Raw genomic sequence first — 24,647 nt, 5'->3', positions numbered from 1 at the left:
CCGGAGCGGGTCTCACCCACTGGAACGCACCTCGCATATGCGCCGACGAAGCGGGCATCCTTGCATGGATGCCACGTGAATCCACCGAAGTGGCTCGATTCCGAGGAGTCACCCTTGCCCGTAGCCGTCCTCGAGTACACGCCCCAGGGTGACCTGGCATCAGCCATCGACGGCGCGGTCACCACGGCGGGCCTGAGCAGTCGCACGATCCGGCTGTGGGACGGCGAGCCGCCGCCCGCGGACCTCACGGGCATCGAGGGGCTGATCGTCCTGGGACGTGCCGGAGCCGGCGCGGCGGACCCGGACCGCGGCGGCCCCGGTGCCGGCGCCGCCCTGCTCCGGGACGCCCTCGCCGCCGAGGTGCCGCTGCTGGCGGCGGGCCCCGGGGCGTGCGTGCTGGCCGTGGCGGCCGGTTCCGTGGACCCGGAGGGGCAGGGCGGCCGGGGCGGGTGCGGACGGACCGGGTTCACCCCGGCCGCCGAAGGAGACCCGCTGCTGACGGAAGCCGCCCCGCCGGTCTGCGGGCCCCGGCCGGCCGCAGGCTTCCGGGAACTGCCGTCCGAGGCCGTCGCCCTCGTCTCCTGCGACCTGCACGCCGCCCACGCGTTCCGCATCGGCGGCAGCGCCTGGGGCGTGGACTTCCGGCTCGGGGACGACGGCGGACTCGCGCCCTGGTGGCGGCGCACGCTCGACCGGTTCTCCGCGCTGGTGGCCGTGCGCGCCGAGCACACCGCCGCCCGGGCCTTCTTCACGCACCGGGCGGACGCCTGGGAGGAGCGCTTCGCCCACCAGACCCCGGCCTACGCGGCCGCCGTCGCCCGGATGCGGCTGGCGCCGGGCGACCGGGCCGCCGACCTCGGCTGCGGCACCGGCCGGGCGATGCCCGCGCTGCGCGCGCACGTCGGGGAGACCGGCAGCGTCCTCGGCATCGACGTCACCCCGGCCATGCTGGTGGCCGCGGCCCGGCACGGCCGCGCCCGCCACGGGAGCCTGCTCGCCGCCGACTGCACCAGGCTGCCGCTGCCCTCCGCCGTCCTGGACGGCATCTTCAGCGCCGGACTCCTCGACCACCTCCCCGACCCCCGGTCCGCCCTGCGCGAGTGGGCCCGCGTCAGTGCCCCGGGCGGCACCCTGCTGCTCTTCCACCCGTCGGGCCGCGCCGAACGCGCGGCCCGCCACGGCCGCCCCCTCGACGCGCGCGACCTCCTGGCGGAGCCCAACCTGCGCTCCGCCCTGGTGGCCACGGGCTGGACCCTGGCCGAGTACGAGGACGCCGCCGGCCACTTCCTGGCACGGGCCGTCAGCGGCGGACCCTCGGCATCCCGAGGCCGATCCAGGAGATGATCTCGCGCTGGATCTCGTTGTTGCCGCCGCCGAAGGTGAAGATCACGGCGCTGCGGTAGCCGCGTTCCAGTTCGCCGTGCAGGACCGCGCCCGCGGAGCCGTCCTTGAGGGAGCCGGCCGCGCCGACGACCTCCATCAGCCAGGCGTAGGCGTCCCTGCGCGCCTCCGAGCCGTACACCTTGACGGCGGAGGCGTCCTGCGGGGTGAGGGTGCCGGACTCGACGGCGTTGACCATCTGCCAGTTGAGCAGTTTCATCGCGTCGAGGCGGGTGTGGGTGCGGGCGAGGCGGCCGCGGACCCAGGGCAGGTCGATGACGCGGCGCCCGTCGGCGAGCTTCGTCGAGGCGGCCCAGCGCTGGACGTCGTGCAGGGCGCGGATGGCCATGGTGCCGTGGGCCGCCAGGGTGACGCGCTCGTGGTTGAGCTGGTTGGTGATCAGGCGCCAGCCCTTGTTCTCCTGCCCGACGCGGCGGCTCGCGGGGACCCGGATGTCCTCGTAGTAGCTGGCGGTGGTGTCGTGCGAGGCGAGGGTGTTGATCAGGGTGCAGGAGTAGCCGGGGTCGGAGGTGGGCACCAGGAGCATCGTGATGCCCTTGTGGGCCGGGGCGTCCGGGTCGGTGCGGACCGCGAGCCAGACCCAGTCGGCGGTGTCGCCGTTGGTGGTCCAGATCTTCTGGCCGTTGACCACGTAGGTGCCGGTCTCCTCGTCGCCCTCGCGGACGGCCTTGCACTTGAGGGCGGCCAGGTCGGTGCCGGCGTCGGGCTCGCTGTAGCCGATGGCGAAGTCGATCTCCCCGGAGAGGATCCTCGGGAGGAAGTACGCCTTCTGCTCGTCGGTGCCGAACTGCATGAGGGTCGGTCCGACGGTGTTCAGCGCCATCAGCGGCAGCGGAACGACGGCCTGCGCGGCCTCGTCGAAGAAGATGAACTGGTCCATGGCCGACATGCCGCGGCCGCCGTACTCCTGCGGCCAGGCCACGCCGAGCCAGCCGTCCGCGCCGAGGCGGCGGATGGTCTCCCGGTAGAAGCGCTTCTGCGCGGCGGGGTCTTCGTAGCGGGCGTAGACGTCCTCCGGCACGAGCTCGGCGAAGTAGGCGCGCAGTTCGGCGCGCAACTGCTGCTGCTCAGGCGTGTATTCGAGGTGCACGGGCCCTCCGGAGGTCTGGCGGCGCTGCCGGTCGCTGTGGTGGCGGCGGTCAGAGTAGAACCCGTTACAGGAATTGGGAAGGGCCGGGAGTTCCCTGCGGAACTCCCGGCCCTGGTGGTGCCCTTGAGGTGCCCTTCGGGTCAGTTCTTGCGGCACTGCCCGGTGCGGGGGCCCGTGCCGGTGGTGCCCGACACCAGCGGCTCGGGGGTGTTCCCCTCGCAGCGCAGCGGGCCGTTGACCGTGTTGGCGAAGACCTCGGCGCCGCCGGTGTTGGCGGTCAGCGTCACCGGGCCGCGGACCGTGCTGCCGGAGCAGGAGACCTCGGCGCGACCGGAGCCGAGGAGCAGCGGCCCGGTGCTCCGCTCCACGGACAGCGGGCCCGTCAGGGAGGAGCGGCAGACGGTGAGGGCGAGGGCTCCGTCGGCGGAGACCGGGCCGGTGAGGGTGGCGTCCGTGACGGCGAGCGCCCCGCCGGGCCGGACGGTGACCGGGCCGGTCTGGCTGCCGCCGGCGGCGATGCACCGGGCCTCGCCGGGGCCCACCGTCAGCGGGCCGGCGTGGGCCGTGGTCAGGCAGGGTTCGGTGAAGGCGACGGTGAGGTCGGCGGGTCCGGCCGTCGTGCCCGGGGTGAACGCCGGGTCCCCGCTGTAGCGCGCGGTGACGGGGTGGCCGGTGGTGGGCTGGAGGACGCCGGTGGCGGTGGTGGCGCGGCCGTCGGTGAGCGGCACGGTGGCCAGCGGGGTGGTGCCGTCGAAGAAGGTGACCTCGCCGGTCGGGGTGCCCGCGTCGGGGTCGGCCGGGGCGACCGTGGCGGTCAGGGTGACGCCCCGTCCGAACAGCGGGGTGGTGGTGTCCGCGGCGACGGTGACCGAGGTCCCGTACCGGAACGAGACCACCGCCTTGCCGTTGCCCCGGTTGACGCCCTTGAGGAGGGAGACGCCGGTGGCCGTGGGGGCCGCGTAGCTGCTGCCCCCGCCGCCGCCGGCGGCGGGGAGGTTGGCGGGCGCGCCGGGGCCGGACCGGCCGCCGCCGGAGCCGCCGCCGCCGGCGAAGTACCCGCCGCCACCGCCGCCCGCGCCGGAGCCGCCGCCACCGCCGTTGCCGCCGGAGCCGCCGCTGCCGGGGTTGGGCTTGCTGCCCCAGGAGTCGGTGTCGGCGCCCGGGGCTCCCGGAGCGCCGACGGTGTTGTTGCGGAGGCCGCCCGCCCCGTGGGCCGACTGGGTTCCGCCGCCGCCCGCGAGGCCGGAGCCCTCCGGAGCGGCTGCCTGGCCGCCGGGGTCGGCTTCGAGGCCGCCGCCGGAACCGCCGCGCAGCAGTGGTCCGCCGTTGCCCGCGCCGCCTCCGCCGCCGGCGACGAGGACCCGGTCGGTGCCGTCGAAGGCGCCCGTGCGCAGGTCGGTGCCGCCGCCGCCGGAACCGCCGCCGCCGTGGGCGCCGCCACCGCCGGAGCCGTGGCCGGTGCCGCCGGGACGGGCGAACTCGCCCTTGCGGGAGGTTCCCGAGCTGCCGACCCCGCCCACGGTGAGCTGGAGGGTCTGGCCCGGAGTGACGGCCAGGTCCGCGCGGGTCTCGCCGCCCAGACCGCCGGGGGCGCCCTCGTTCGGGGGGCTGGGGAGGATGAAGCCGGCCGCGCTGCCGCCCTCGGCGCCGAAGAGGTCGACCGTCACGGAGGTCACCCCGGCCGGGACGGTGAAGGTGTCCGTGCCGACGTCGGTGTAGGTGCAGGTGGGGGTGGCGGCGTTGAAGACGCCGCCCGTGCCGCAGGGGTGGGCGGCGGCCGGGCCGGCCGCCGCGGGAAGGGGTGTCATCGCGGCGGCCACGAGGCAGGCCGCACCGGCCGCCTTCAGGATCTTCGATCGGTACGTGCTCAAGGGGGGTCCAAACGACGGTGCTTGCGGGACGGGGCGTGCGGGCCGCGGCCGGCCGCGGGTGCGGCCGGCCACGGCGACGGGGCTACGGGGCTACGGCCGGCTCAGACTCCGTCGTCGGCGCACAGCGCCCAGACGTCGGAGTAGGTGTTCGGCGAGCTGGGGGCTCCGGTGTGGGTGAAGGCGGACCAGTACGAGGCGGTGGTGGCCCCGTCCGCGACCGGGCTGCCGCCGGAGTCGCTGGGGTAGCTGCCGTTGAGGTGGTCGCCCTGGGAGCCGGGGCCGGTGAAGTTCACGGTCGTGACGCTGCCTCCGCTGATCGCGGCGCCGCCGCTGACCAGCTTGCCGTCGTTCTGGCCGCAGCCCACGGTCACGGTCGCCCCGCTGGTGCCGGCGGTGGGGCCGCTGACCTCGGAGAAGCGGACCTTCACGGTCGTGCCGCTGATGTTGATGCCGTTGCCGCTGCAGACGGCGTACGCGTACGTGGTGTTGCCGCTGTCTCCGCCGCCGCCGTTCCAGCCCACGGCGGTCCAGGAGTCGGGGTTGGTCTCGCCGTCGGCCGCGGCCTTCTGCCCGTAGGCGTGGGCGGAGTCGTTGAAGGTGGGGAAGCTGGCGATCGGCTTGAGGCTGCCGACGGCGGCGGGGGTGATGCGGGCGCCGCCGCCGAGCAGCCGGGTGCCCGAGGGGCAGGTCGCGGTGACGAGGCCGACCGTCGAGGCGGTGGTGGGTCCGGCGACCTTGTTCATCACCACCTGGGTGTGGTTGATGAGGTTGCTGGTGAAGCACATCGCGTACGGGGTGCTGGAGAAGGAGGCGTTGACGGCGCCGCCGCTGCCGCCGATGCCGAGCCAGTACGTGAGGTCGGTGCCGACGACCCCGGTGGAGCCGGTGTACTCGGTGCTGCCGTCGGGGCTGGGCGAGGTGCCGTTGATCTTGTTGCCGTTGGACGAGGTGCCGGTGCCGATGGCCTGGTTGATGCCGCCGCCGGAGACGAGGCCGCTGGCGCAGTGGGCGCTGGTGGAGATCTCGGAGAAGGCGGAGCCGGGGCCGGAGGTGGCGCCGGGGGTCTTCACCGTCACGCCGACGGTGTTGGCCTGGGCGGTTCCAGGTACGGCGAGCGCCAGCAGGGCGCCCAGGATCAGGGCCTTGCCGGCGACGGGGCGCCGCAGGAGGAACGTACGCATCGGGTTCTCCCTTTCGGAGAGGTGGATCGGGGAGCGGAAGCGCGCGCGGGCAGCACCGGACGCCGGACGATGTGTCCGGTACGGCGCTGGGGGCTTCGCTCTGTTCGGGCCGGGCAGGACCGCCGTGGCGGTGCGGGCCGGGGTGCCGTGGCGGGCTCTCGCTGGATCAGCGGACGGATGGGGCCTCGCGGAGGTGGGGCGCCGTGTGCCGAGGGTGGGGCGGACCAGGTCGTGGCCCGCCCCACCCGCCTGACACGCGGATGGCACGTGCGGAATGTAGCAGTCAGATAAGGCTGCATGTAAGCCCGAAATCGCTCCAGGACCTCGCAGATGCGGTACTCGTGAGTAGCGCTGCGCCGGTCGCCGACGGGCTCCCGGGCCGGGCTACACGGCTGCGGCCGGAATGACCGCGGTCCCCGGGAGGCCCGGCCGGACCAGGACCTTGATGTGCTCCTCCGGGCGCCGCAGGGAGGCGAAGGCCGCCTCCAGGCCGCCGAAGCCGGCCTCGCCGGTGACGAGGGCGCCCGGGTCGATGCGGCCGTCGGCCAGCCGGGCCAGGGTGGCGCCGAACTCCCGCGGCGGGTACGTCAGGCACATCCGGATGGTGACGTCCTTGTAGATGCCGACCACCGGCCGGATCACGTCCTCGGTCATCACCCCGCCGATCTGCAGGATCTCCGTGCCGCGCGGCACGGTGTGCAGCAGCCGGTCCAGCATGCCGGGGGCGCCCACGCAGTTGACCACCACCGTCGGGAGCGGGCGGGGTCCGGCCAGTTCGGCGCAGCGCCGTACGGGGTCCTCCCCTCCGACGGGGTCCACCACCGCGTGGGCCCCGAGCCGGGCCGCGGCAGCGCGGCGCAGCGCCGAGGGGTCGGAGGCGACGACCGGGCCGGCGCCGCGTTCCAGCAGGGCGGCGAGGGCACCGAGCCCGACCGGCCCGCAGCCGACGACCACGGCGGGGGTACCGGGACCGGCCGTGCTGCGGGCGATGTTGCCGAAGCCGACGGCGAGCGGCTCGGTGAGGGCCGCGAGGGCGAGGTCCAGCGTGTCCGGCACGGGCAGCAGGGCCTCGGCCTGTACGACGATCCGCTCGCCGAAGCCGCCGGGGAAGGCGTTGCTGTAGCCCACGGTGCGCACCGTTCCGCCGGGGTCGACGGCCCAGGGCAGGGCGACCACTCCGGTGCCCGGTTCGGGGCCGCTCGCGCCGGGCCCGTAGCCGAGGACCCGGCCGGCGAACTCGTGTCCCATCACCAGCGGGCGGGCCGGGTCGAAGAGGAAGCTCGTGGTGCCGCTGTCGCGGGAGGCGCGCAGGAAGTCGGCGGTGTGCGCGACGGCGCTGAGGTCGGAGCCGCAGATCCCGCAGGCCTCGGTCTGCACGAGGGCCTGCCCGGGTCCGGGCACCGGGTCGGGGTGTTCGGCGACGGTGAAGCGGCCGTCGGCCCAGACCGCCGCCCTCAACGCACCTCTCCCTTGCGGGCGATGGCCTCCGTGGTGGCCTGCCGCAGTGCCCCGGTGAAGCGCTCGCTGTTGCGGGCGGCCCAGTGGAGGCTGGCCGTGCGCGCGTCGGTGGTGCCGGTGAGGCGGGGGACGACCCGTTCGGCGAAGAGCTCCAGGCTGCGCAGGGTGGCGGCGGGCTCGGCGACGTCCGTCTGGAGGATCAGGAAGGTTCCGAACCCGCCGGTCTTATCGGCGAGTTGCCGGATGCGCTCGACGGCGTCGTCGGCGGTGCCGATGACGGCGCGGCCGAAGGTGGGCAGCCCCTCCCCGGTCCAGCGGCGCACGGCCCCGGCGGCGGTGGCGCAGCCGTCGAGCCGGGTGCCGCCGAGCGCCTCGATGTAGGCGACCAGGTCGGGGGTGCCGAATTCGGCCTGTTCCAGGGCCTCTTCCCGGGTCTCGGCCAGGTGGACGGGGGTGACCAGTCGCCAGCCGGCCCGGTCGGCGGTCCGGCCGTTCTCGGCGCAGGCCCGTTCGTGGGCGGCCCAGTTGGTGTCGAGGGTGGCGTACCCGGCGGGGTCGGCCGCGGCCAGCGAGAGCATCCCGGCGCCGTGCCGGCCGGCGAGGAGGGCGCCGGTCGGGGAGACGGCGGAGGCGACGGCCACCTCCAGTTCCCGGCCCCGGTAGGGCCCGAGCTGGAGCCGGGCCTCGCGCAGGGTGAACCAGTCCGTGGCGGCGGTGACGGTCTCGCCGCGCAGCAGCCGGGTGACGGCGTCCAGGGCCTCGGCCGTCATGGCCCGGGACTCCAGGGGGTCGACGCCGGTCATGTGGGCGTCGGAGGGGAGCTGTCCCGGGCCGACTCCGAGCACGGCGCGGCCGCGCGACTGCTGGTCCAGCTGGCAGATGCGGTCGGCGAGGATCAGCGGCTGGTGGTACGGGAGGGAGTTGACGCCGGTGCCGAGCATGATCCGGGAGGTCCGTTCGGCGGCGGCCGCCAGGAACAGCTCCGGAGAGGCGATGATCTCGTACCCGGCGGAGTGGTGCTCCCCCGCCCACACCTCCTCGTACCCGAGCCGGTCCAGCGCGACGACGAGGTCGAGGTCGCGGCGCAGTTGGAGGGCGGGGTCGCGGTCGGGCCGGTGGTAGGGGGCGAGGAACACCCCGAAGCGGGAGGGGAGGTACGGCTGCGGCATGTGCGGTGCCCCCTTCGGACGGCGAAGCCAGCCTTCGCCGTCCGACCCAACACCCCGTGCGCCGCGCCTTCAACGGCGGCGGCGCGGTCCTCCCGCTCAGCGGGAAATCCCGCCCTCGGCACCGGCCCGGCCCCCAGCTCCCGGCTCCGGTGTCAGGGCCCGGCCAGGACCCCGATCATCGCCTCCGCCGTCTCCGCCATCGCCGTCCGGGCGGCGGTGAGGTAGGGGCGGGGGTCGGCCGGGGTGAGGTGGGCGCGGATGGCCCCGGTCATGGCCAGGTTGAGGGCGGTGCCGATGTTGACCTTGCGGATCCCGCCCGCGACCGCGGCCGCGAGTTCCGCGTCGGGCAGGCCGGAGGAGCCGTGCAGGACCAGCGGCACCTCCAGGGTCTTCGCGAGCCGGGCCAGCAGGGCGTGGTCGAGGGAGGCGGTCCGGGTGGTCATGGCGTGGCTGCTGCCGACGGCCACGGCCAGGGCGTCGACCCCGGAGTCGGCGACGAACCGGCGCGCCTCGTCCGGGTCGGTGCGGGCGCCCGGCGCGTGCGGGTCGAGCGGCGCGGCCCCGTTCTTGCCGCCGACCTCGCCCAGTTCCGCTTCGATCCACAGCCCGTTGGCGTGGGCCCAGTCGGCGGCGGAGCGGGTGGACTCCAGGTTCTCGGCGTAGGGCAGGTGGGCGGCGTCGTACATCACGGATCCGAAGCCGGCGTCCGCGGCCCGCCGCAGCAGGTCGGGGCTCTTGACGTGGTCGAGGTGCAGGCCGACGGGCACCCGGGCCGCTTCCGCGCAGGCGGCTGCGGCCCGGGTGATGGGCAGGAGGGCTCCGCGGCGGAACTTCACGGCGTTCTCGCTGAGTTGCAGGATGACGGGCAGCCCGGCCCGTTCGGCGCCCTCGACCACGGCTTCGGCGTGCTCCAGGGTGATGATGTTGAAGGCGGCCACGGCGCCGCCGGCCGCGGCCGCCTCGGCGACGAGGGTCCCGGCGGGGGCGAGGGTCATCGGACCGCCCCCTCGGCCGCGGTGAGGATCACCGAGCGGGTGAGGTTGCGGGGCGCGTCCGGGTCCAGCCCCCGGTGGGCGGCGACGGCGACGGCGAGGCGCTGCACCCGGACCAGCTCGGCCAGCGGGTCGAGTTCCCCGTCCACCCACTCGGCTCCGGTCCCGAGGACCTGCTCGGCGATGCCGTGGGGGGTGCCGCCCAGCGACCAGGTGACGGAGCCGGGGCCGGTGACGCTGACGGGGCCGTGCCGGTACTCCATCGCGGGGTAGGCCTCGGCCCACGACAGGGAGGCCTCGCGCATCTTGAGGGCGGCCTCGTGGGCGAGTCCGACGCTCCAGCCCCGGCCGAGGAAGGTGAACTGGCCGCGCGCCTCCAGACCGTTCGGCATCGGCAGGTCGAGGGCGGTGCGGGCGTCGGCGACGACGGCCTGGGTGTGGGCTCCGACGTGGGCGCGCAGCAGGGTGAGGGCGGTGGTGGCGAAGCGGGTCTGGACGACGGACCGCTCGTCGGCGAAGTCCAGGACGACGAGGTCGTCCGCGAGGCCGGTCACCGGGGTGTCCGGGTCGCCGATGACGGCGGTGGTCGGGATCCCGGCCGCGCGCAGTCCGGCCAGCAGGTCCAGCACCTCGGTGGTGGTCCCGGACCGGGTCAGGGCGACGACCCGGTCGTAGCGGCGGTGGCGGGGGAACTCCGAGGCGGGGAAGGCGTCGGTCTCCCCGTGTCCGGCCTCCTCGCGCAGGGCGGCGGCGGCCTGTGCCATGTAGTACGAGGTCCCGCAGCCGACGACGGCGGTGCGCTCACCGGGCCCCGGCAGCACCGCCCGGTGGGCCGGGGCCAGTTCGGCGGCCCGCTCCCAGCTGTCGGGCTGCGTGGCCAACTCGTACGCGACGTGACTCATGCGGGCTCCTTGCGCGTTGATGCGTACGTCGGCTGCGAACCGACCGGACGCGCCTGCGTGTTCCTGCAAGGTAGCGGTCCGTTTCGCGCAACTTCAAGCATCTCCGGGGTGATCCGCTGGGTTAATCTCGACGGCGGGGCCCGGCGGCACGCCGGGGGACGACAGGAGGGGCGCGATGACCCGCACGGAACGCTGGCAGAGACTGCTGGACCTGCTGGTGGAGCGGGACGGGCTGGAGGTGGAGGCCGCCGCCGAGGCGCTCGGCGTCTCGGCCGCGACCATCCGCCGCGACCTCGACCAGCTCGCCGAGCAGCAGCTGCTGGTCCGCACCCGCGGCGGGGCGGTGCCGCACGGGGTCTCGTACGAGCTGCCCCTGCGCTACCGCACCTCCCGCCGGGCCGCCGAGAAGCGGCGGATCAGCGAGGCGGTCGCGGCCCTGATCGCGCCGGGCGAGGTGATCGGCCTGACGGGCGGCACCACCACGACGGAGGTCGCCCGCGCCCTGGCGGCCCGCCCCGACCTCGCCGCGCCGGCCGGCGGCTCCCCCGCCCTCACCGTGGTCACCAACGCCCTCAACATCGCGGGCGAGCTGGTGATCCGGCCGCAGTTCAAGATCGTCCTGACGGGCGGGGTGGCGCGCCCCCAGTCGTACGAACTGACCGGGCCGCTGGCGCAGCAGACGCTCGGTCAGCTCTCGCTGGACACCGCCGTGCTCGGCGTCGACGCCTTCGACCCGGCCGACGGGGCGGCGACCCGCCACGAGGACGAGGCCGCCGTCAACGCCCTGCTCTGCGAGCGGGCCCGGCGCCTGGTCGTCGCGGCGGACTCCACGAAGCTGGGCGTCCGCGCCTTCGCCCGCATCTGCGCCACCTCCGCCGTGGACGTCCTGGTGACGGACACCGCCCTGACGGAGGCCGCCGCCCGGCCCTTCCGGGACGCGGGCGTGGAGGTCGTACGCGTCTGACGCGGCGCAGGAGGGGCACCTGGAGGTACGCCCCCCCTTCAGCCCTGCTTCGCGAACCCCGCCAGCTGTTCGCGCGGGTCGAAGGTGACCCGGATCCGGGCGATCCTCCCGTCCTCGACGTGCATCCAGTTCGCCGTGGGCGCCGGCGGCGCGATGCTGCTGCACAGGTCGAACCAGGTGATCACGTCGGCACCCTCCGCCACCCGGGCCTTCACGTCGATCCGCTCCAGGACCCGGCCCATCCGCCGCAGTCCGGCGAGGGCCTCCTCCGCCCCCGAGGCCGTCCCCAGCGTCCCGACGAAGTCGACGTCATCGGCCAGCAGCCCCCGCAGGGTCTCGAAGTCGCCCGCCTCCCAGGCGGTGAAGTAGGTCTCGGCAAGCTCTCGCGGGGTCTTCGTCGTCGTCATGCCCCCATCCTCCGGCCGGGCTCCGCCATCCGTCCAACAGATGGTTGCGATGGGATCTATCATCCGGAAATATGGAGATGCACCAGCTGCGCTACTTCACCGCCGTCGTCGACGAGGGCACCTTCACCGGCGCCGCCCATCGCCTGCACGTCAGCCAGTCGGGCATCAGCACCCAAGTGGCGAAGCTGGAGCGCGAGCTGGGGCAGCAGCTGCTCGACCGCGGCGGACGCCGGGTGGAACTCACCCCGGCCGGGGAGGCCGTCCTCCCCCTCGCGAGGAACGCCCTCGCCACCCTCGACGCCATCCGGCACACCGCCGCCGAGTTCGCCGACGCCGTCCGCGGCCGGGTCCGGCTCGGCATGATCGCGGGCTGCTCGATCGGACCCTTCCTGGACACCGTCGCCGACCTCGGCCGCACCCACCCCGGCATCGAACTGAGCCTGCACGAGGACCACTCCGACGCCCTCCAGGCCCAGGTCCTGGCCGGCTCCCTCGACCTGGCGCTCATCGGCTACGCGGGCGACGCCGCCCCGGGACTGGAGGCGGACGTCGTCATCGACGAGCCCCTCGCCGCCGTCGTCCCGGCCGGCCACCCGCTCGACCGGCCGCAACTGCGGCTCGCCGGCCTCCGGGGGGAGAAGGTCCTCTGCCTCTCCCGGGGCACCGGCATCCGCGCCGCGTACGAGGACTCCTGCCGCCGGCTCGGCCTCGACCCCCGGGTGGACCTCGACGCCAGCTCCCCCGCCGCCCTGCTCCGCCTCACCGAGCGCGGTGCGGGCGTCGCCGTCCTCAGCGCCTCCTCCGCGCAGGGCGCCGGCCTGCGGACGGTCCCGCTCACCGACGCCGCCACACACGCCCGGCTCGGCCTCGTCGCCCGCACCGACCAGCACTCCCCGGCCGTACGGTTCCTGCGGACCAGCCTCCTCGCGGCGCTGCGGTCCTAGGGGGTGTCCGCAAGGTCTCGCCTGCCCAGCGGGCGGACGGCGCCACTTCACGGTCACCCCCTAGTACGCTGCCACGCCGGTCGGCCCGTCGCCCACGGCCACCGTGCCCGTCACGCGGGCCGTCGCGGTGTCGATGACCGACAGGGTGTCCGAGTCGAAGTTGCTGACGTACACCCGGGAGCCGTCCGGGGCGACGGCGAGGCCGTTCGGGCCGTCTCCCACGGCGATGGTGTCCGTGACGGCACGGGCGCGGGTGCTGATCACGGACACCGTGTCGGACCCGATGTCGGCCACGTACACCTCTCGGCCGTCCGGGCGCACCCCGATCCCCGCGGGCTGGTCCCCCACCGGGATGCGGTCCGTTTCCGCGCCGGCGTGGACGTCGACCACCGACACGTCGTCCGAGGTCAGGTTGGAGACGTACAGGTGACGGCCGTCCGGGCCGAGCACCAGGGCGGTCGGTCCGCCGCCGACGGGGATGCCGCCGGTCACCGTTCCGGTGGCGGTGCGGACCACCGAGACGGTGCCGGACCCGGCGTTGGCGACGTACAGGGTGCACCCGTCGGGTGACACCGCCACGCCCAGCGGGGCATCGCCCACGGCGATGGTGTCCGTCACGGCCAGGGTGCGGGTGCTGATCACCGACACCTCGTCCGACCCGACGTCGGCCACGTAGACGTTCCTGCCGTCGGGCGAGACCGTGACCCTGCTCGGTTCGTCCCCGACCGGGACGGTGGCGACGACCCGCCCGGTACGGGCGTCGATCACCGACACGGTGTCCGCCGCGGAATCGGTGACGTAGACGCGGGAGCCGTCCGGCGCGACGGCCACGCTGTCCGGCCCGTCCCCGACCGGCACACGGTCCACGACCGTGCCGGAGCCCGCGTCGACGACGGACACCGTGTCGGAGTGGAGGTCGGCGACGTAGACGAGGGCACCGGGCCGCGGGGAAGCCCCCGCCGTGGAACCGGGTCCCACCGGTCCCAGCATCGCCGCCGCCACGCACAGCACCACGGCCGCCCGCCGTCCCCTGTCCTGATTGCTCGTCACAGGGGCACGCTAGGCCTCCGGACCGGAAAGCCGTGGGAGGCCCGCGCTCAGGCCGGCCGGACGGCGACCACCTGGCTCAGCCGGGCGGCGATCGCGCGGGCGCAGGCCAGGGACTCGGTGTGCGTGGTGTCGACCTCCAGGTCGTAGGAGACGCCCTCGTGGACCACGGCCGCCTGGCTCGCGGCCATGCCCGGGGTGCGGTCGCCGCGGGCGGTCTCCCGGCCCGCCGCGACGTCCGGGTCGCACCGGACGGCGACCCACAGCACGTCCAGGCCGTCCAGGGCCCTCAGCCAGCGCCCCTGGGACTCCGCCCCGCCGAGGAACACCTCGTCGACGACGATCCGGGCGCCGGCCCGGGCCATCGCCGCGATGCCCTCCGTCCAGGCGGCCTCCAGCGCCCGGAAGTCCGCCCCGACGCTCACCCGGCCGTCCTCGGCGAACACGATCCCCCCGTCCGCGTCCCGCATCCGCGCGGGCAGGGAGTCGACGAAGGAGTCGCAGCCGTACGCCAGCCACGGCTCCGGCAGCTCGGCCTGGAGGCAGCGCACGATCCCGGACTTCCCCGAGCTGGACGCGCCGTTGAGAACGATCACGCGAATGGTCATCCGGCCACCGTAGGACGGTCCGCCCCCCGGCGGACAGCGGGTTTCGGCTCCGGCCCGCTCAGTGCGCCGGGACCCGCTGGGCCTCACGGGTCAGGGCCGCCAGGACCGGGGCGATCAGCGGGTGGGACTCGGCGCCGCGGCGGGTGGCGGCGAAGACCCGGCGGGTGGCGGCCGGGCCCTCGACCGGGCGCACCCGGACCTCCTTGAGGTCCATCCCGCGCAGCGCCGAACGCGGCACCAGGGCGACCCCCGCGCCCGCGCCGACCAGCGCGGTCACCGCCCGGAAGTCGTCGGAGGAGTGCACGAAGCGCGGCTGGAAGCCGGCCAGCTCGCACGCCAGCAGGGTCACGTCGTAGCAGGGGTTGCCCGGGTACTGGCCGACCCAGTCCGCGTCGGAGAGGTCCGCCAGCGCCACGGCCGGCAGGTCGGCGAGCGGGTGCCCGGCGGGCAGCACCGCGTCGAAGGGTTCCGCGTACAGCGGGAGCACCGACAGCCGGCCGTCGTCGGCGCCCGGAGCGCCCCGGTACTCCACCGCGAGGGCCAGGTCCGCCTCCCCGTCGAGCAGCAGCGGAAGGCTCTGGTCTCCCTCGGCGTCGCGGACCCGGAGCCGGATGCCCGGGTGTTCCAGGGCGAGCCGGGCGATGGCGGGGGCCAGCACCTCGGCGATGCCGGTGGCGAAGGCCGCCACCGTGACCTCGCCGGCGGAGCCGCCCGCGTAGGCGGCGAGCTCCGCCTCGGCGCGCTCCAGCTGGGCCAGCACCTCGTGGGCGTGGGCCAGCAGGATCTCCCCGGCCGCCGTGAGCCGTACGCCGCGGCCGCTGCGGGTGAGCAGCGCGTGGCCGGTCTCCTGTTCCAGCGCGGCGAGCTGCTGGGAGACCGCGGAGGGGGTGAGGTAGAGCGCTGCGGCCGCGGCGGTCACCGTACGGTGGTCCGCCACGGCCCGCAGGATGCGCAGCCGGCGGGGGTCGATCACACCCCCATGATGTCAGCCCTGAGCAGCGGAAAGCGCCGCGCGGGCGTCCACGAAGGCGGCCACCGCGCGCTCCACGTCGGCCGTCGAGTGGGCCGCGGAGAGCTGGACGCGGATCCGGGCCGCGCCGAGCGGAACGACCGGGTACGAGAAGCCGATCACGTACACGCCGCGCTCCAGCAGCAGCTCCGCCATCCGGCCCGCCTCGGCGGCGTCGCCGATCATGACGGGGGCGATGGCGTGGTCGCCGGGCAGGATCTCGAAGCCGGCCTCGGTCATCTTCGTGCGGAACAGCTTGGTGTTGTCCGCGAGCCGCTCGCGGAGGTCGCCGGCGGACTCCAGCAGGTCGAGGACCTTCAGGGAGGCGGCGGCGATGACCGGGGCGAGGGAGTTGGAGAAGAGGTACGGGCGCGAGCGCTGGCGCAGCAGCTCGACGATCTCGGTGCGGGCGGCGACGTAGCCGCCGGAGGCACCGCCGAGGGCCTTGCCGAGGGTTCCGGTGATGATGTCGACCCGGTCCATGACCCCGTGCAGCTCGGGGGTGCCGCGGCCGCCGGGGCCGACGAAGCCGACGGCGTGCGAGTCGTCGACCATGACCATGGCGTCGTAGCGGTCGGCGAGGTCGCAGATCTCCTGGAGGGGGGCGACGTAGCCGTCCATGGAGAACACGCCGTCGGTGACGATGAGCTTGCGGCGGGCGCCGCCCTCGGCGGCCTCCTTGAGGCGCGCCTCCAGCTCGGCCATGTCGCGGTTGGCGTAGCGGAAGCGGCGGGCCTTGGAGAGGCGGATGCCGTCGATGATCGAGGCGTGGTTGAGGGCGTCGGAGATCACCGCGTCCTCGGCGCCGAGCAGGGTCTCGAAGACGCCGCCGTTGGCGTCGAAGCAGGAGGAGTAGAGGATCGTGTCCTCCTGGCCGAGGAAGGCCGACAGCCGCGCCTCCAGCTCCTTGTGCACCTCCTGGGTGCCGCAGATGAAGCGGACCGAGGCCATGCCGTAGCCCCAGCGGTCGAGGGCGTCCTTGGCGGCGGCGACCACGTCGGGGTGGTCGGCCAGCCCGAGGTAGTTGTTCGCGCAGAAGTTCAGCACCTCGCCGGGGGCGCCGCCCGCGGTGACGGCGACGGCGGCGTTCTGCGGGGTGCCGATGACGCGCTCGGGCTTGTGCAGGCCCGCTGCGCGGATCTCGTCGAGGGTGGTGCGGAGGTCTTCGCGTACGGACTCGAACATGGGCTTCGAATTCTCCTTGTGCGGATCGCCGTCCGGCGGCTGCCGCACGACGGGAGGTGGGGCCGGGCCCCGCGGAGGGGGGAGGGTGTGCGGGGCCCGGCCCGGAGGGAGATGGTCTTGTGGTTGCGGCCGGCGGCTCCCGGACGGGACGACGGTAGCGGCCGGCGGCGGGTCGGGGCGTGCCGTACGTGGCCGCCCGCGCCGTCGGGTCCCGGACGGGGTCCGTCGCCAGGCCTGCCCGGGGCTCCCGGCCCGGCCCGGTGGGGCGGTCCGGCCCGGTGGGGCCGGTCCGGGGCCCGGGTCCGGGCAGGTCCCGGCCCGGCATGGGTCCGGTCCGGTCCCGGGTCCGGGGTGGGGCCGCTCTGGGTCAGGTCCGGGCCCCGCCGGGGGCCGGCCGCTCTGCCGCCGGAGGTTCGGGCTACGCGGTCCAGTCGAGGATGATCTTGCCGCTGCGGGCGGTCGCGGCCTCGTCGAAGGCGGCCTGGAAGTCGCGGTGCGAGTAGCGGCCGGTGATGACCGGGGACAGGTCGAGCCCGCCCTCCAGCAGCACCGTCATCGCGTACCAGGTCTCGAACATCTCGCGGCCGTAGATCCCCTTGATGGTGATCATCGACGTGACGACCTTCGCCCAGTCCACCGGGAACTCCTGGGCCGGCAGGCCGAGCATCGCGATCCTGCCGCCGTGCGTCATGTTGTCGATCATGTCGCGCATCGCCTCCGCGCGGCCCGACATCTCCAGGCCGACGTCGAAGCCCTCGCGCAGCCCCAGCCGCGTCTGCGCCTCGGCGATCGAGGACTCGGCGACGTTCACCGCGAGCGTGGCGCCCGCCTTGCGGGCGATCTCCAGCCGCTCGGGGCTGACGTCGGTGATGACCACGTTGCGCGCACCGGCGTGCTTGGCGACGGCGGCCGCCATGATGCCGATCGGGCCGGCCCCCGTGATCAGCACGTCCTCGCCGACCAGCGGGAAGGACAGCGCGGTGTGCACCGCGTTGCCGAAGGGGTCGAAGATGGCCGCCACGTCGAGGTCCACGGCGGTCCGGTGCACCCACACGTTCTGCGCGGGCAGGACCACGTACTCGGCGAACGCGCCGTCGCGGCCCACCCCGAGCCCGATCGTGGAGCGGCACAGGTGGCGGCGGCCGGCCAGGCAGTTGCGGCACTTGCCGCACACCAGGTGGCCCTCGCCGCTGACCAGGGCGCCGGTCTCGATGTCACGGACGTCCGCGCCGACCGCCGCGACCTCGCCGACGAACTCGTGGCCGAGCACCAGCGGCGTCTTGACGGCGCCCTGCGCCCAGCCGTCCCAGGCACGGATGTGCAGGTCGGTGCCGCAGATACCGGTCCGCAGCACCTTGATCAGCACGTCGCCGGGGCCGTACTCGGGCTCGGGGACGTCCATGAGCCACAGCCCGGGCTCGGCCTTGTGCTTGACGAGTGCCTTCATGGCGGTGGCTCCAGGCATGCGAAAGGTGGTGCCGCCCCCCGCTGTGACACGAGTGGCGTCGGTGACGGGCACCAATCTGCCGATCGGCGCGGTGATCAGTCCATCGAGACTTTCTTAAGCGGGTCGACAGCACAGCTTCACGCCTATGCTCCTCCCTGGACGGGGACGGCGCCCGGGGGCGGAAGCACGCTAGGGTCCGTGACCGGGGAAAAGGGGAGGTGAGGGGCGTGCCGAGTCTGCGCAGCAGGGCGCTTTCGGCCGCACTGGTGGCGACGGGGCGGCGAAGACGGTTCGCGACCGCCGAGGCGGTCCGTGCGGCGGTGGCCCAGTCGGCCCGCAGGCCCGCTTCGCATCTGCCGCCGCGCTCGCTGGGCCGGGTCGCGGAACTGTCGCGGACCTTCGTGGGGGCCTGGCCGGTGTACGACGCCTCGCCGCGCGGGCAGGAGCCCGTGGCGCGGGTGCTGTACGTGCACGGCGGCGCGTACATCGACGAGCTGGTCCGGCCGCACTGGTCGCTGATCCGGACCCTGGTGACCCGGGCCCGGGCCCGGGTGGTCGTCCCGGCGTACGTGCTCGCCCCGCGCGGCACCGCCGACCGGAACGTCCCGGTGGCCGCCGATCTGCTGAGCGGTCTGATCGAGGGCGGCGGGGCCGGCGGGACGGTGCTGATCGGGGACTCCGCGGGCGCCGGGCTGGCGCTGGCCGCCGCGCAGCGGCTGCGGGAGCGGACCGGGGCTCAGCCGTCCCGGATCGTGCTGATCTCCCCCTGGCTGGACCTGAGCATGAGCCACCCGGGCCAGGCCGCGCTGGAGGCGGCCGATCCGGTGCTCGCCCGGGCCGGGCTGGCGGAGGCGGGGCGGCTGTACGCGGGGACCCTCGCGGCGGACGACCCCCGGGTGAGCCCGCTGCACGGCTCGTTCGAGGGGCTGGCGCCGCTGACGGTGTTCACCGGGACCCGCGACGTGCTGGCCACCGACAGCCACGAGCTGCGGCGGCGGGCCGGGGCGGCCGGGGCGCAGGTGGAGTGGCACGAGGAGCCGGGCATGCCGCACGGGTACCCGCTGCTGCCGGTCCCGGAGGGGCGGGCGGCCCGCGACCGGATCGTCGCGCTGATCGGTGAGGCCGCCGACCAGGACTGACACCGGGCCGTGTCCTCCGCGGACGCGACCTACGCGGTGCACGTCATGAGCGAGCTGACCGGCCAGGCGCGGTACGCCGTCCAGTAGGCCTCGTCGCGCGCGGCGTCGGCGGGCGGGGTCCGGGAGGGCTGCCAGCCGACGGTGCTGAAGCCGGCGTCGACGGCGGCTTCGGCGAAGTCGGCGTGCGCCCATTCGCGGTACTCGAAGTGCTGCGGGGGCTCGGTCAGGAACTGCGCCTTCAGCAGCGGGGCGTCGCCGTCCGGCAGCCGGTCGAGGATGCGCATCCCGTACGGGGACCAGTCCACCCGCGGGTACGCCCCGGGGTTGCGCACGAGCGACAGCAGCCGTCCGCCGGGGCGCAGGTTGGCGCGGATGCCGCGGAACATGGCGTGCAGGGCCGCCCGGTCGGGGGCGTGGCTGAACAGGTAGACGGCGGTGGCCAGGTCGAAGGGGCCGAGCTGCGGCATGTCGGCGGCGTCCGCGACCACGTACTCGACGGGGGCGGAGGGGGGCGCGGCCGCTCTGGCCCGGCGGACCCGGTCCGGGCAGTTGTCGACGCCGACGGTGCGCCGGGCGCCGCCGCCGGCCAGCAGCGCGGCGGTGCCACCGTGCCCGCAGGCCACGTCGAGGGTGTCGAGGTCGCGGACCCCGCCGAGGGCGTCGAGGGCCGTGCGGAGGGTGTAGGCGTCGGCCGCCGTGAAGGCCGCGCGGGGGGCCGGGTGCGTGTCGTCGTACTGGTGTCGCATGCCGGATGCCTCCCCGGCGGGGGCGCGGCCGACGGCGTGCCCGGCGGCCCGTTCCCCCCTTCGGGGAAGCGTTCGGCGGATCGGCTTCCGGGTGGCCGCGGCCGTCAGCCGGGCAGCAGCTCGCGGGCGCAGGCGCGCAGCCAGACGTGCGCCGGGTCCGCGTCGTGGCGGGGGTGCCAGGCCAGGCCGATCGGCAGCGGCGGAAGCTCCAGGGGGACCTCGAAGGTGACGAGGCCCAGTGCTTCGGTCTGCGGGACGGTCCGGGAGGCGGCGAGGCCGATCAGGTCGGTCTGCCGCAGCACGAAGAGGGAGGCCGAGAACGAGGCCATGCTGCCCACCACCCGGCGGGACAGGCCCCGTTCCGCGAGGGCGTCGTCCACCGGCCCCTCCAGCCGGCCGCGCCGGGACACGGTCAGGTGTTCCCCGGCGGCGAACCGGCGCGGGGTGATCCGGCTGCTCAGCAGCGGGTGCCCGCTGCGGACGACGCCGAGCACCCGGTCGTCGAAGAGGTGCTCGGTGCGCACCTCGGGCGAGCGGGCGTCGATGACGCCGAACTCCAGGTCCGCGACGCCCTCGCGGAGCATCGGGAGGTCCACGTGGCTCTCGGACAGGAACCGCAGCCGCACCCCGGGCGCCTCGCGGGCGGTGCGCCGGAAGAGGGCGGCGCCGAACGCGGCGGCGAAGGAGTCGTGGGCCAGGACGGTGAAGGTGCGGGTCAGGGTCTCCAGGTCGACCCGGCCGCCCGTGAGGAACAGGGCGCGGGCGCGTTCCACCACGGCCCGGACCTCCCCCTGGACGGAGAGGGCGTGCGGGGTGGGGACCATCGTGCGGCCGGCGCGGACGAGGACGGGGTCGCCGAGTGCCTTGCGGATCCGGCCCAGGGTCCGGCTCATGGCGGGTTCGGAGAGGTGCAGGCGGGCGGCGGCCCGGGAGACGCTCGACTCCTCCAGGAGGACGTCCAGGGCGACGAGCAGGTTGAGGTCCACTCCGGACAGCCCGGATCCGGATTGCGTCACGCGCATTCATCCCTTGCAGAACTTGCACTGGAAAGCAGGTCACGCCAACCCTACGGTGGTTTCCGGGGCGACCGGGCCGCAGCGGCCCTCCCCCGCACCCCCTCATCCACCGCCCTTCACCGACTCCGAGGAGGAGCCGTGCTCCGCCATGCCCGCACCCCGTCCCCGCCCGCACGGAGGGGAGCCACGGACCGCACGGACGGCGCCACCGCGCCCGGCCCGTCCGCCGCCGGCCCGTCCGCCGCCGGCCAGTCGGGACCCGGCCCGTCCGCGCCCGGCCTGTCCCGTCCCGCCCTGCTGGTGCTGTGCGCCTGCGTGCTCGTCGCGCAGGGCATGGTCGCCGCCGTGAACCTGCTGATCCCCCAGCTCGCCGCCTCCGAACTGCACCCGACCCCGGGCCAGCTGCTGTGGACGGTCGACGCGTACGTGATCGTCTTCGCCGCCCTGCTGATCCCGGCCGGGGCCCTCGGCGACCGCTACGGACGCAAGGGCGCCCTGCTGGCCGGGCTCGGCCTGTTCGCCGCGGGCGCGGCCGTCACCGCCCTCGCCACCGCCCCGGCCGTACTGATCGCCGGACGCGGACTGTCCGGGGCCGGAGCGGCGCTCGTCATGCCCGCCACCATGTCCGTGCTGGTCCGGCTGACCCCGCCCGAGCGGCGCGCGCAGGCGCTGGCCACCTGGACCCTGTCCGCCGGCCTCGGGGGCCTGGCGGGCAACGTGTCGGGCGGGCTGGCCGGGGAGTTCCTGACCTGGCGCGCCCTGTTCTGGGGGGCCGTCCCGCTGGCCGTGCTGCTCGCCGTCGCCGTGGCCGTCGCGGTCCCGCGCACGCCGTCGCGCGCCGACGCGGCCGTCGATCCGCTCGGGGCCGTGGTCCTGGCCGGCGCCCTGTTCGCGGTGGTCCACGGGATCATCGAGGGGCCCTCGTACGGCTGGTCCTCGGTCCGCGTCCTGGGCTCCTTCGGGGCCGGGGCGGTGCTGCTGGCCGCCTTCACCGGGTACGCGCTGCGCGCCTCCCGCCCGCTGCTGGACCCGCGGGTCTTCGCCTCGCGCGGGCTGCGCGCGGGGACCCTGGGCATCGGCGCCGCCTTCTTCGGGCTGTTCTCCCTGTTCTTCGTCAACGCCCAGTACCTCCAGTACGCGAAGGGCTTCTCGCCGGCCCTGGCCGGACTCGCGATCGTCCCGCTCACCGTCGGGATGGCGGTGGTGCCCCGGCTGGGCGCCCGGCTCGCCGGGCGGACCGGGCCCCGGCTGCCGGTCGGCGCCGGGCTGGTCCTGATCGCGGCCGGGCTGCTGCTGGTGTCCACCACCGACGCGGACACCCCGTACGCCGTCTACGGCGGCTACCTGCTGGTCCTGTCGGTCGGTACCGGGCTGTGCGCGCCCTCGCTGACGCTGACGGTGGTCTCGCAGCTGCCGCCGCACCAGGCGGGGCTGGGCTCGGGGCTGAACACCGCCGCCCGGGAGATCGGCGCGGCGCTGGGCGTGGCGGTGGTCGGCACGGTGCTGGCCTCCCGCTTCCACGGGAACCCGGCGGATCCCGCGCAGGCGGCCGCCTTCACCGACGCCATGGGGACGGCCCTGCGCACGGTCGCGGCCGTACTGCTCCTCGCCGCGGCGGCGGTGGTCCGGGGGTACCGCGGGGGCGCCCCGGGGCGAACGGGTGCAGCCGCCGGGGGCGAGGGCGCATCCTGACTGTGTGACGGCGAGTGCGGACAGCGTCGGCCCCGTCCCCGTCGCCGGGGGCCGGGCGCTCGCGCGGGCGGCGGTGGGCGCCGTCGAGGCCGTCGGCGGGTACGCGGGCGGGGTCTACCTGCGCTCGGGCACGGACGGGCTGCTCCGGATGGCGGTGCTCACGGGCCTGCCGGGGAGCCTGTTCCGGCCCTGGTGGCGGATGCAGGTCAACCGGCCGTACCCGGTCGCCGAGGCGTACCGCACCGGGCAGGCGGTGCACCTGCCCGACGCGGAGGCGGCGATGCGGCGCTTCCCCCAGCTGATGGCCGGGCTGCCCTTCCCCTTCGGTTCCTTCTTCGAGCCGGTCGGGGAAGGGCCCGAGCGCTTCGGGGTGCTGCTGGTGCTGCGGCCGGCGACGCCGGGGGCGGTGCTCGGGCCCGCCGAGCGGGAGCGGCTGCGGGGGGTCGCCACCGGGCTGGCCCGGGAGCTGGCCGCACTGCGCGCCGCCGGGGAACCGGTGCTGTGGGACGGCGACCCGCTGTGCGTGCCCTGGCCCGCGGCCGCCGCGGAGGAGGCCCGGGAGGCCGTGGACCGGCTCGGGACGGTGGTGCTGTCCGTGGACCGGCAGGGTGCCGTGACCTTCGCCAACGCCTCCGCCGGGGAGCTGCTCGGGCGGCCCGCCGCGCTGCTGCGCGGGCGCGGGCTGTGGGAGGTGATGCCGTGGCTCGGCCACTCCGCCTACGAGGACCACTTCCGCGGGGTGTTCATCTCCGGCGAGCCCGTGCGCTTCACGGCCCGGCGGCCACCCGCGGGCCCCGGGGCCGGCACGGGCGACGGCACGGGGGACGACACCGGCGTCGGACCGGCCGCCGAGTGGCTGTCGGTGGGCCTGTATCCGGGCCCGACGGGAGTGACGGTGACCCTGGAGGCCGCCGAGGCGCCCGCCTACGCGCCCGGGTCGGTGACCCTGCCGGGCGCCGGCCTCGGTTCGCCGGCCGACCGGGCCTCCACCCTGTACCGGCCGGTGGCCCTGGCCATCGCTCTGACCGAGGCGGTCACCGCGCGCCAGGTGTCGGCGGTGGTCACCCAGGAGCTGCTGCCCGCGTTCGGCGGCCGGCAGCTGGCCATCTACATGCTCGACGAGCGGCACCTGTACCTCTCCTGGGAGACCGGTTTCCCCAAGGGGTTCCTGGGCCGCTTCGACGGGGTCTCGCTCCACGAGCGGCTGCCCGGGGTGGAGACCCTGACCTCGGGCCGGCCGCTGTTCTTCGAGTCGATGGAGCACCTGGCCGCGGCCTATCCGGGGATCCCGCTGGACGCCGAGGTGGGGGCCCGCGCCTTCCTGCCGCTGATCGCCTCCGGCCGCCCGGTCGGCACCTGCATCCTCGGCTTCGACCAGCGGCGCGGCTTCAGCCCCGAGGAGCGTACGGTCCTCACGGCGCTGGCCGGCCTGATCGCGCAGGCCCTGGAGCGGGCCCGGCGCTACGACAGCGAGGCGGCACTGGCCCGGGGGCTCCAGGCGGCCCTGCTGCCGCACCGGCTGCCGGTGCGGGGGGAGGTCACCACGGTGGGCCGGTACCTGCCCGGGACGGACGGCATGGAGGTGGGCGGCGACTGGTACGACGTCATCGAGACGGACGCGGGCCGGCTGGCGCTGGTCATCGGGGACGTCCAGGGCCACGGGGTGGCGGCCGCCGCGACCATGGGGCAACTCCGCAGCGCGGTACGGGCCTTCGCGCTCAGCGGCAACGCCCCGGACGAGGTGGTGCGGGGCACGAACCAGCTGCTGATCGACCTGGACCCGGGCCAGTTCGCCAGCTGCTGCTACGTCCTGCTGGACCCGGGCTCCGGCCGTGCCCTGGCCGCCCGCGCCGGACACCCGCAGCCCCTGCTGCGGCACGCCGACGGCGGGGCGGAGGTGCTGGACCTGGCGGGCGGCGTGGTGCTCGGCATCGACCCCGGGGCGCGGTACCCGGTGACGGAACTGGCGCTGGCGCCCGGCGAGGTGCTGGCCCTGTACACGGACGGACTGGTGGAGACGCCGGGGGCGGACATCGACGACGGCGTGGAGCGGCTGCGGGCGGCGCTGGCGGCGGCCCGGCCGTCCCCCCTGACGGAGACGGCCGACCGGCTGGTCGCCGAGGCGGCCCGCACCCCGGACCGCCCGGACGACATCGCCCTGCTGCTGGCCTCCCGCGAAGCCCGGCCGGCCTAGGTCGTCTCTTCCGGATCTTGCCGGTTAAGCCCGCGTCGTCCGGTGCCGTGCATCGGCGCGTTGGCGCGGCGCCCTTGTACTGGACGTACTCGGGTGCTCCGCCAACGCGGCGAGGTGCGGTGCCGGGCGGCGCGGGTCTGGGGGCACCTCCCAGCGGTAGCTGGGGGAGCCAGATCCGGAAGAGA

General features: G+C 75.5%; 21 protein-coding genes. 6 read left to right on the top strand and 15 right to left on the bottom strand.

All coding sequences use genetic code 11. The features are described from left to right. Positions 1 to 114: 114 nt before the first annotated feature. Positions 115 to 1,344 (top strand): class I SAM-dependent methyltransferase, encoded by a 1,230-nt coding sequence (locus ACIPW5_RS15785; protein ID WP_401244951.1) that lies wholly within the window; start codon positions 115 to 117, stop codon positions 1,342 to 1,344. Here the strand turns inward: ACIPW5_RS15785 and ACIPW5_RS15780 are convergent. The 7 genes from ACIPW5_RS15780 to ACIPW5_RS15750 form a co-directional block, all read right to left on the bottom strand. Then, the gene (locus ACIPW5_RS15780) at positions 1,301 to 2,491 is read right to left on the bottom strand and encodes an acyl-CoA dehydrogenase family protein (RefSeq protein WP_401244950.1); all 1,191 of its coding nucleotides are present in this window, start codon (positions 2,489 to 2,491) and stop codon (positions 1,301 to 1,303) included. The genes ACIPW5_RS15785 and ACIPW5_RS15780 overlap by 44 nt on opposite strands. A gap of 140 nt (positions 2,492 to 2,631) precedes the next feature. After that, on the bottom strand, positions 2,632 to 4,362 hold the full coding sequence (locus ACIPW5_RS15775) for an Ig-like domain-containing protein (RefSeq protein WP_401244948.1): 1,731 nt from the start codon (positions 4,360 to 4,362) through the stop codon (positions 2,632 to 2,634). Positions 4,363 to 4,463: 101 nt separating this feature from the next. Further along, positions 4,464 to 5,543 carry a hypothetical protein gene (locus ACIPW5_RS15770; RefSeq protein WP_401244946.1) on the bottom strand — a complete coding sequence of 360 codons (1,080 nt, stop codon included), beginning with the start codon at positions 5,541 to 5,543 and terminating at the stop codon, positions 4,464 to 4,466. Between the two features lie 384 nt (positions 5,544 to 5,927). Next, positions 5,928 to 7,001 (bottom strand): zinc-binding dehydrogenase, encoded by a 1,074-nt coding sequence (locus ACIPW5_RS15765; protein ID WP_401244944.1) that lies wholly within the window; start codon positions 6,999 to 7,001, stop codon positions 5,928 to 5,930. Continuing rightward, entirely contained in the window at positions 6,998 to 8,170 is a 1,173-nt protein-coding gene (locus ACIPW5_RS15760; protein ID WP_401244942.1) for an LLM class flavin-dependent oxidoreductase, read from the bottom strand. Before ACIPW5_RS15760 ends, ACIPW5_RS15765 begins: the two co-directional genes overlap by 4 nt. A gap of 152 nt (positions 8,171 to 8,322) precedes the next feature. After that, positions 8,323 to 9,165, bottom strand: a complete 843-nt coding sequence (locus ACIPW5_RS15755; protein WP_401244940.1) for a class II fructose-bisphosphate aldolase — start codon at positions 9,163 to 9,165, stop codon at positions 8,323 to 8,325. After that, complete coding sequence (locus ACIPW5_RS15750; protein ID WP_401244938.1) at positions 9,162 to 10,064, bottom strand: SIS domain-containing protein; 903 nt, start codon at positions 10,062 to 10,064, stop codon at positions 9,162 to 9,164. The genes ACIPW5_RS15755 and ACIPW5_RS15750 overlap by 4 nt, the downstream gene beginning before the upstream one ends. Before the next feature lie 175 nt (positions 10,065 to 10,239). On the opposite strand from ACIPW5_RS15750, the gene ACIPW5_RS15745 reads away from it, so the two are divergent. Next, positions 10,240 to 11,028, top strand: a complete 789-nt coding sequence (locus ACIPW5_RS15745; RefSeq protein WP_401244936.1) for a DeoR/GlpR family DNA-binding transcription regulator — start codon at positions 10,240 to 10,242, stop codon at positions 11,026 to 11,028. Positions 11,029 to 11,066: 38 nt separating this feature from the next. On the opposite strand, the gene ACIPW5_RS15740 is transcribed toward ACIPW5_RS15745, so the two are convergent. Further along, the gene (locus tag ACIPW5_RS15740; RefSeq protein WP_401244934.1) at positions 11,067 to 11,435 is read right to left on the bottom strand and encodes a nuclear transport factor 2 family protein; all 369 of its coding nucleotides are present in this window, start codon (positions 11,433 to 11,435) and stop codon (positions 11,067 to 11,069) included. Between the two features lie 71 nt (positions 11,436 to 11,506). Between ACIPW5_RS15740 and ACIPW5_RS15735 the strand changes: the two genes are divergently transcribed. Beyond that, positions 11,507 to 12,379, top strand: a complete 873-nt coding sequence (locus ACIPW5_RS15735; RefSeq protein WP_401244932.1) for a LysR family transcriptional regulator — start codon at positions 11,507 to 11,509, stop codon at positions 12,377 to 12,379. Positions 12,380 to 12,439: 60 nt separating this feature from the next. On the opposite strand, the gene ACIPW5_RS15730 is transcribed toward ACIPW5_RS15735, so the two are convergent. The 5 genes from ACIPW5_RS15730 to tdh form a co-directional block, all read right to left on the bottom strand. Then, positions 12,440 to 13,429 (bottom strand): beta-propeller fold lactonase family protein, encoded by a 990-nt coding sequence (locus tag ACIPW5_RS15730; protein WP_401244930.1) that lies wholly within the window; start codon positions 13,427 to 13,429, stop codon positions 12,440 to 12,442. Positions 13,430 to 13,476: 47 nt separating this feature from the next. Continuing rightward, entirely contained in the window at positions 13,477 to 14,034 is a 558-nt protein-coding gene (cpt, locus tag ACIPW5_RS15725; RefSeq protein ID WP_401244928.1) for a chloramphenicol phosphotransferase CPT, read from the bottom strand. Positions 14,035 to 14,092: 58 nt separating this feature from the next. Then, the gene (locus ACIPW5_RS15720) at positions 14,093 to 15,007 is read right to left on the bottom strand and encodes a LysR substrate-binding domain-containing protein (RefSeq protein ID WP_401244926.1); all 915 of its coding nucleotides are present in this window, start codon (positions 15,005 to 15,007) and stop codon (positions 14,093 to 14,095) included. A gap of 12 nt (positions 15,008 to 15,019) precedes the next feature. Next, a complete protein-coding gene (locus tag ACIPW5_RS15715; RefSeq protein ID WP_401244924.1) occupies positions 15,020 to 16,228 on the bottom strand; it encodes a glycine C-acetyltransferase in 1,209 nt (402 codons plus the stop codon). A gap of 418 nt (positions 16,229 to 16,646) precedes the next feature. Continuing rightward, a complete protein-coding gene (gene tdh / locus ACIPW5_RS15710; RefSeq protein ID WP_007262513.1) occupies positions 16,647 to 17,675 on the bottom strand; it encodes an L-threonine 3-dehydrogenase in 1,029 nt (342 codons plus the stop codon). Between the two features lie 227 nt (positions 17,676 to 17,902). On the opposite strand from tdh, the gene ACIPW5_RS15705 reads away from it, so the two are divergent. Beyond that, complete coding sequence (locus ACIPW5_RS15705; RefSeq protein ID WP_401244923.1) at positions 17,903 to 18,814, top strand: alpha/beta hydrolase fold domain-containing protein; 912 nt, start codon at positions 17,903 to 17,905, stop codon at positions 18,812 to 18,814. Between the two features lie 29 nt (positions 18,815 to 18,843). Here ACIPW5_RS15705 and ACIPW5_RS15700 read toward each other — a convergent pair whose 3' ends face one another. Next, positions 18,844 to 19,560, bottom strand: a complete 717-nt coding sequence (locus ACIPW5_RS15700; RefSeq protein WP_401244921.1) for a class I SAM-dependent methyltransferase — start codon at positions 19,558 to 19,560, stop codon at positions 18,844 to 18,846. Between the two features lie 104 nt (positions 19,561 to 19,664). Further along, entirely contained in the window at positions 19,665 to 20,582 is a 918-nt protein-coding gene (locus tag ACIPW5_RS15695) for a LysR family transcriptional regulator (RefSeq protein WP_401244919.1), read from the bottom strand. Positions 20,583 to 20,855: 273 nt separating this feature from the next. On the opposite strand from ACIPW5_RS15695, the gene ACIPW5_RS15690 reads away from it, so the two are divergent. Beyond that, on the top strand, positions 20,856 to 22,268 hold the full coding sequence (locus ACIPW5_RS15690; protein ID WP_401245344.1) for an MFS transporter: 1,413 nt from the start codon (positions 20,856 to 20,858) through the stop codon (positions 22,266 to 22,268). A 4-nt stretch (positions 22,269 to 22,272) separates the two neighbouring features. Then, positions 22,273 to 24,462, top strand: a complete 2,190-nt coding sequence (locus ACIPW5_RS15685; protein WP_401244917.1) for a SpoIIE family protein phosphatase — start codon at positions 22,273 to 22,275, stop codon at positions 24,460 to 24,462. Positions 24,463 to 24,647: the final 185 nt, after the last annotated feature.

This window comes from Streptomyces sp. NPDC090077, from assembly GCF_044747545.1.
In the GTDB taxonomy this organism is placed as follows: Bacteria; Actinomycetota; Actinomycetes; order Streptomycetales; family Streptomycetaceae; genus Streptomyces.
The sequence above is the reverse complement of the archived record's forward strand: the minus strand, read 5'-3'. Positions and strand labels throughout refer to the sequence as shown.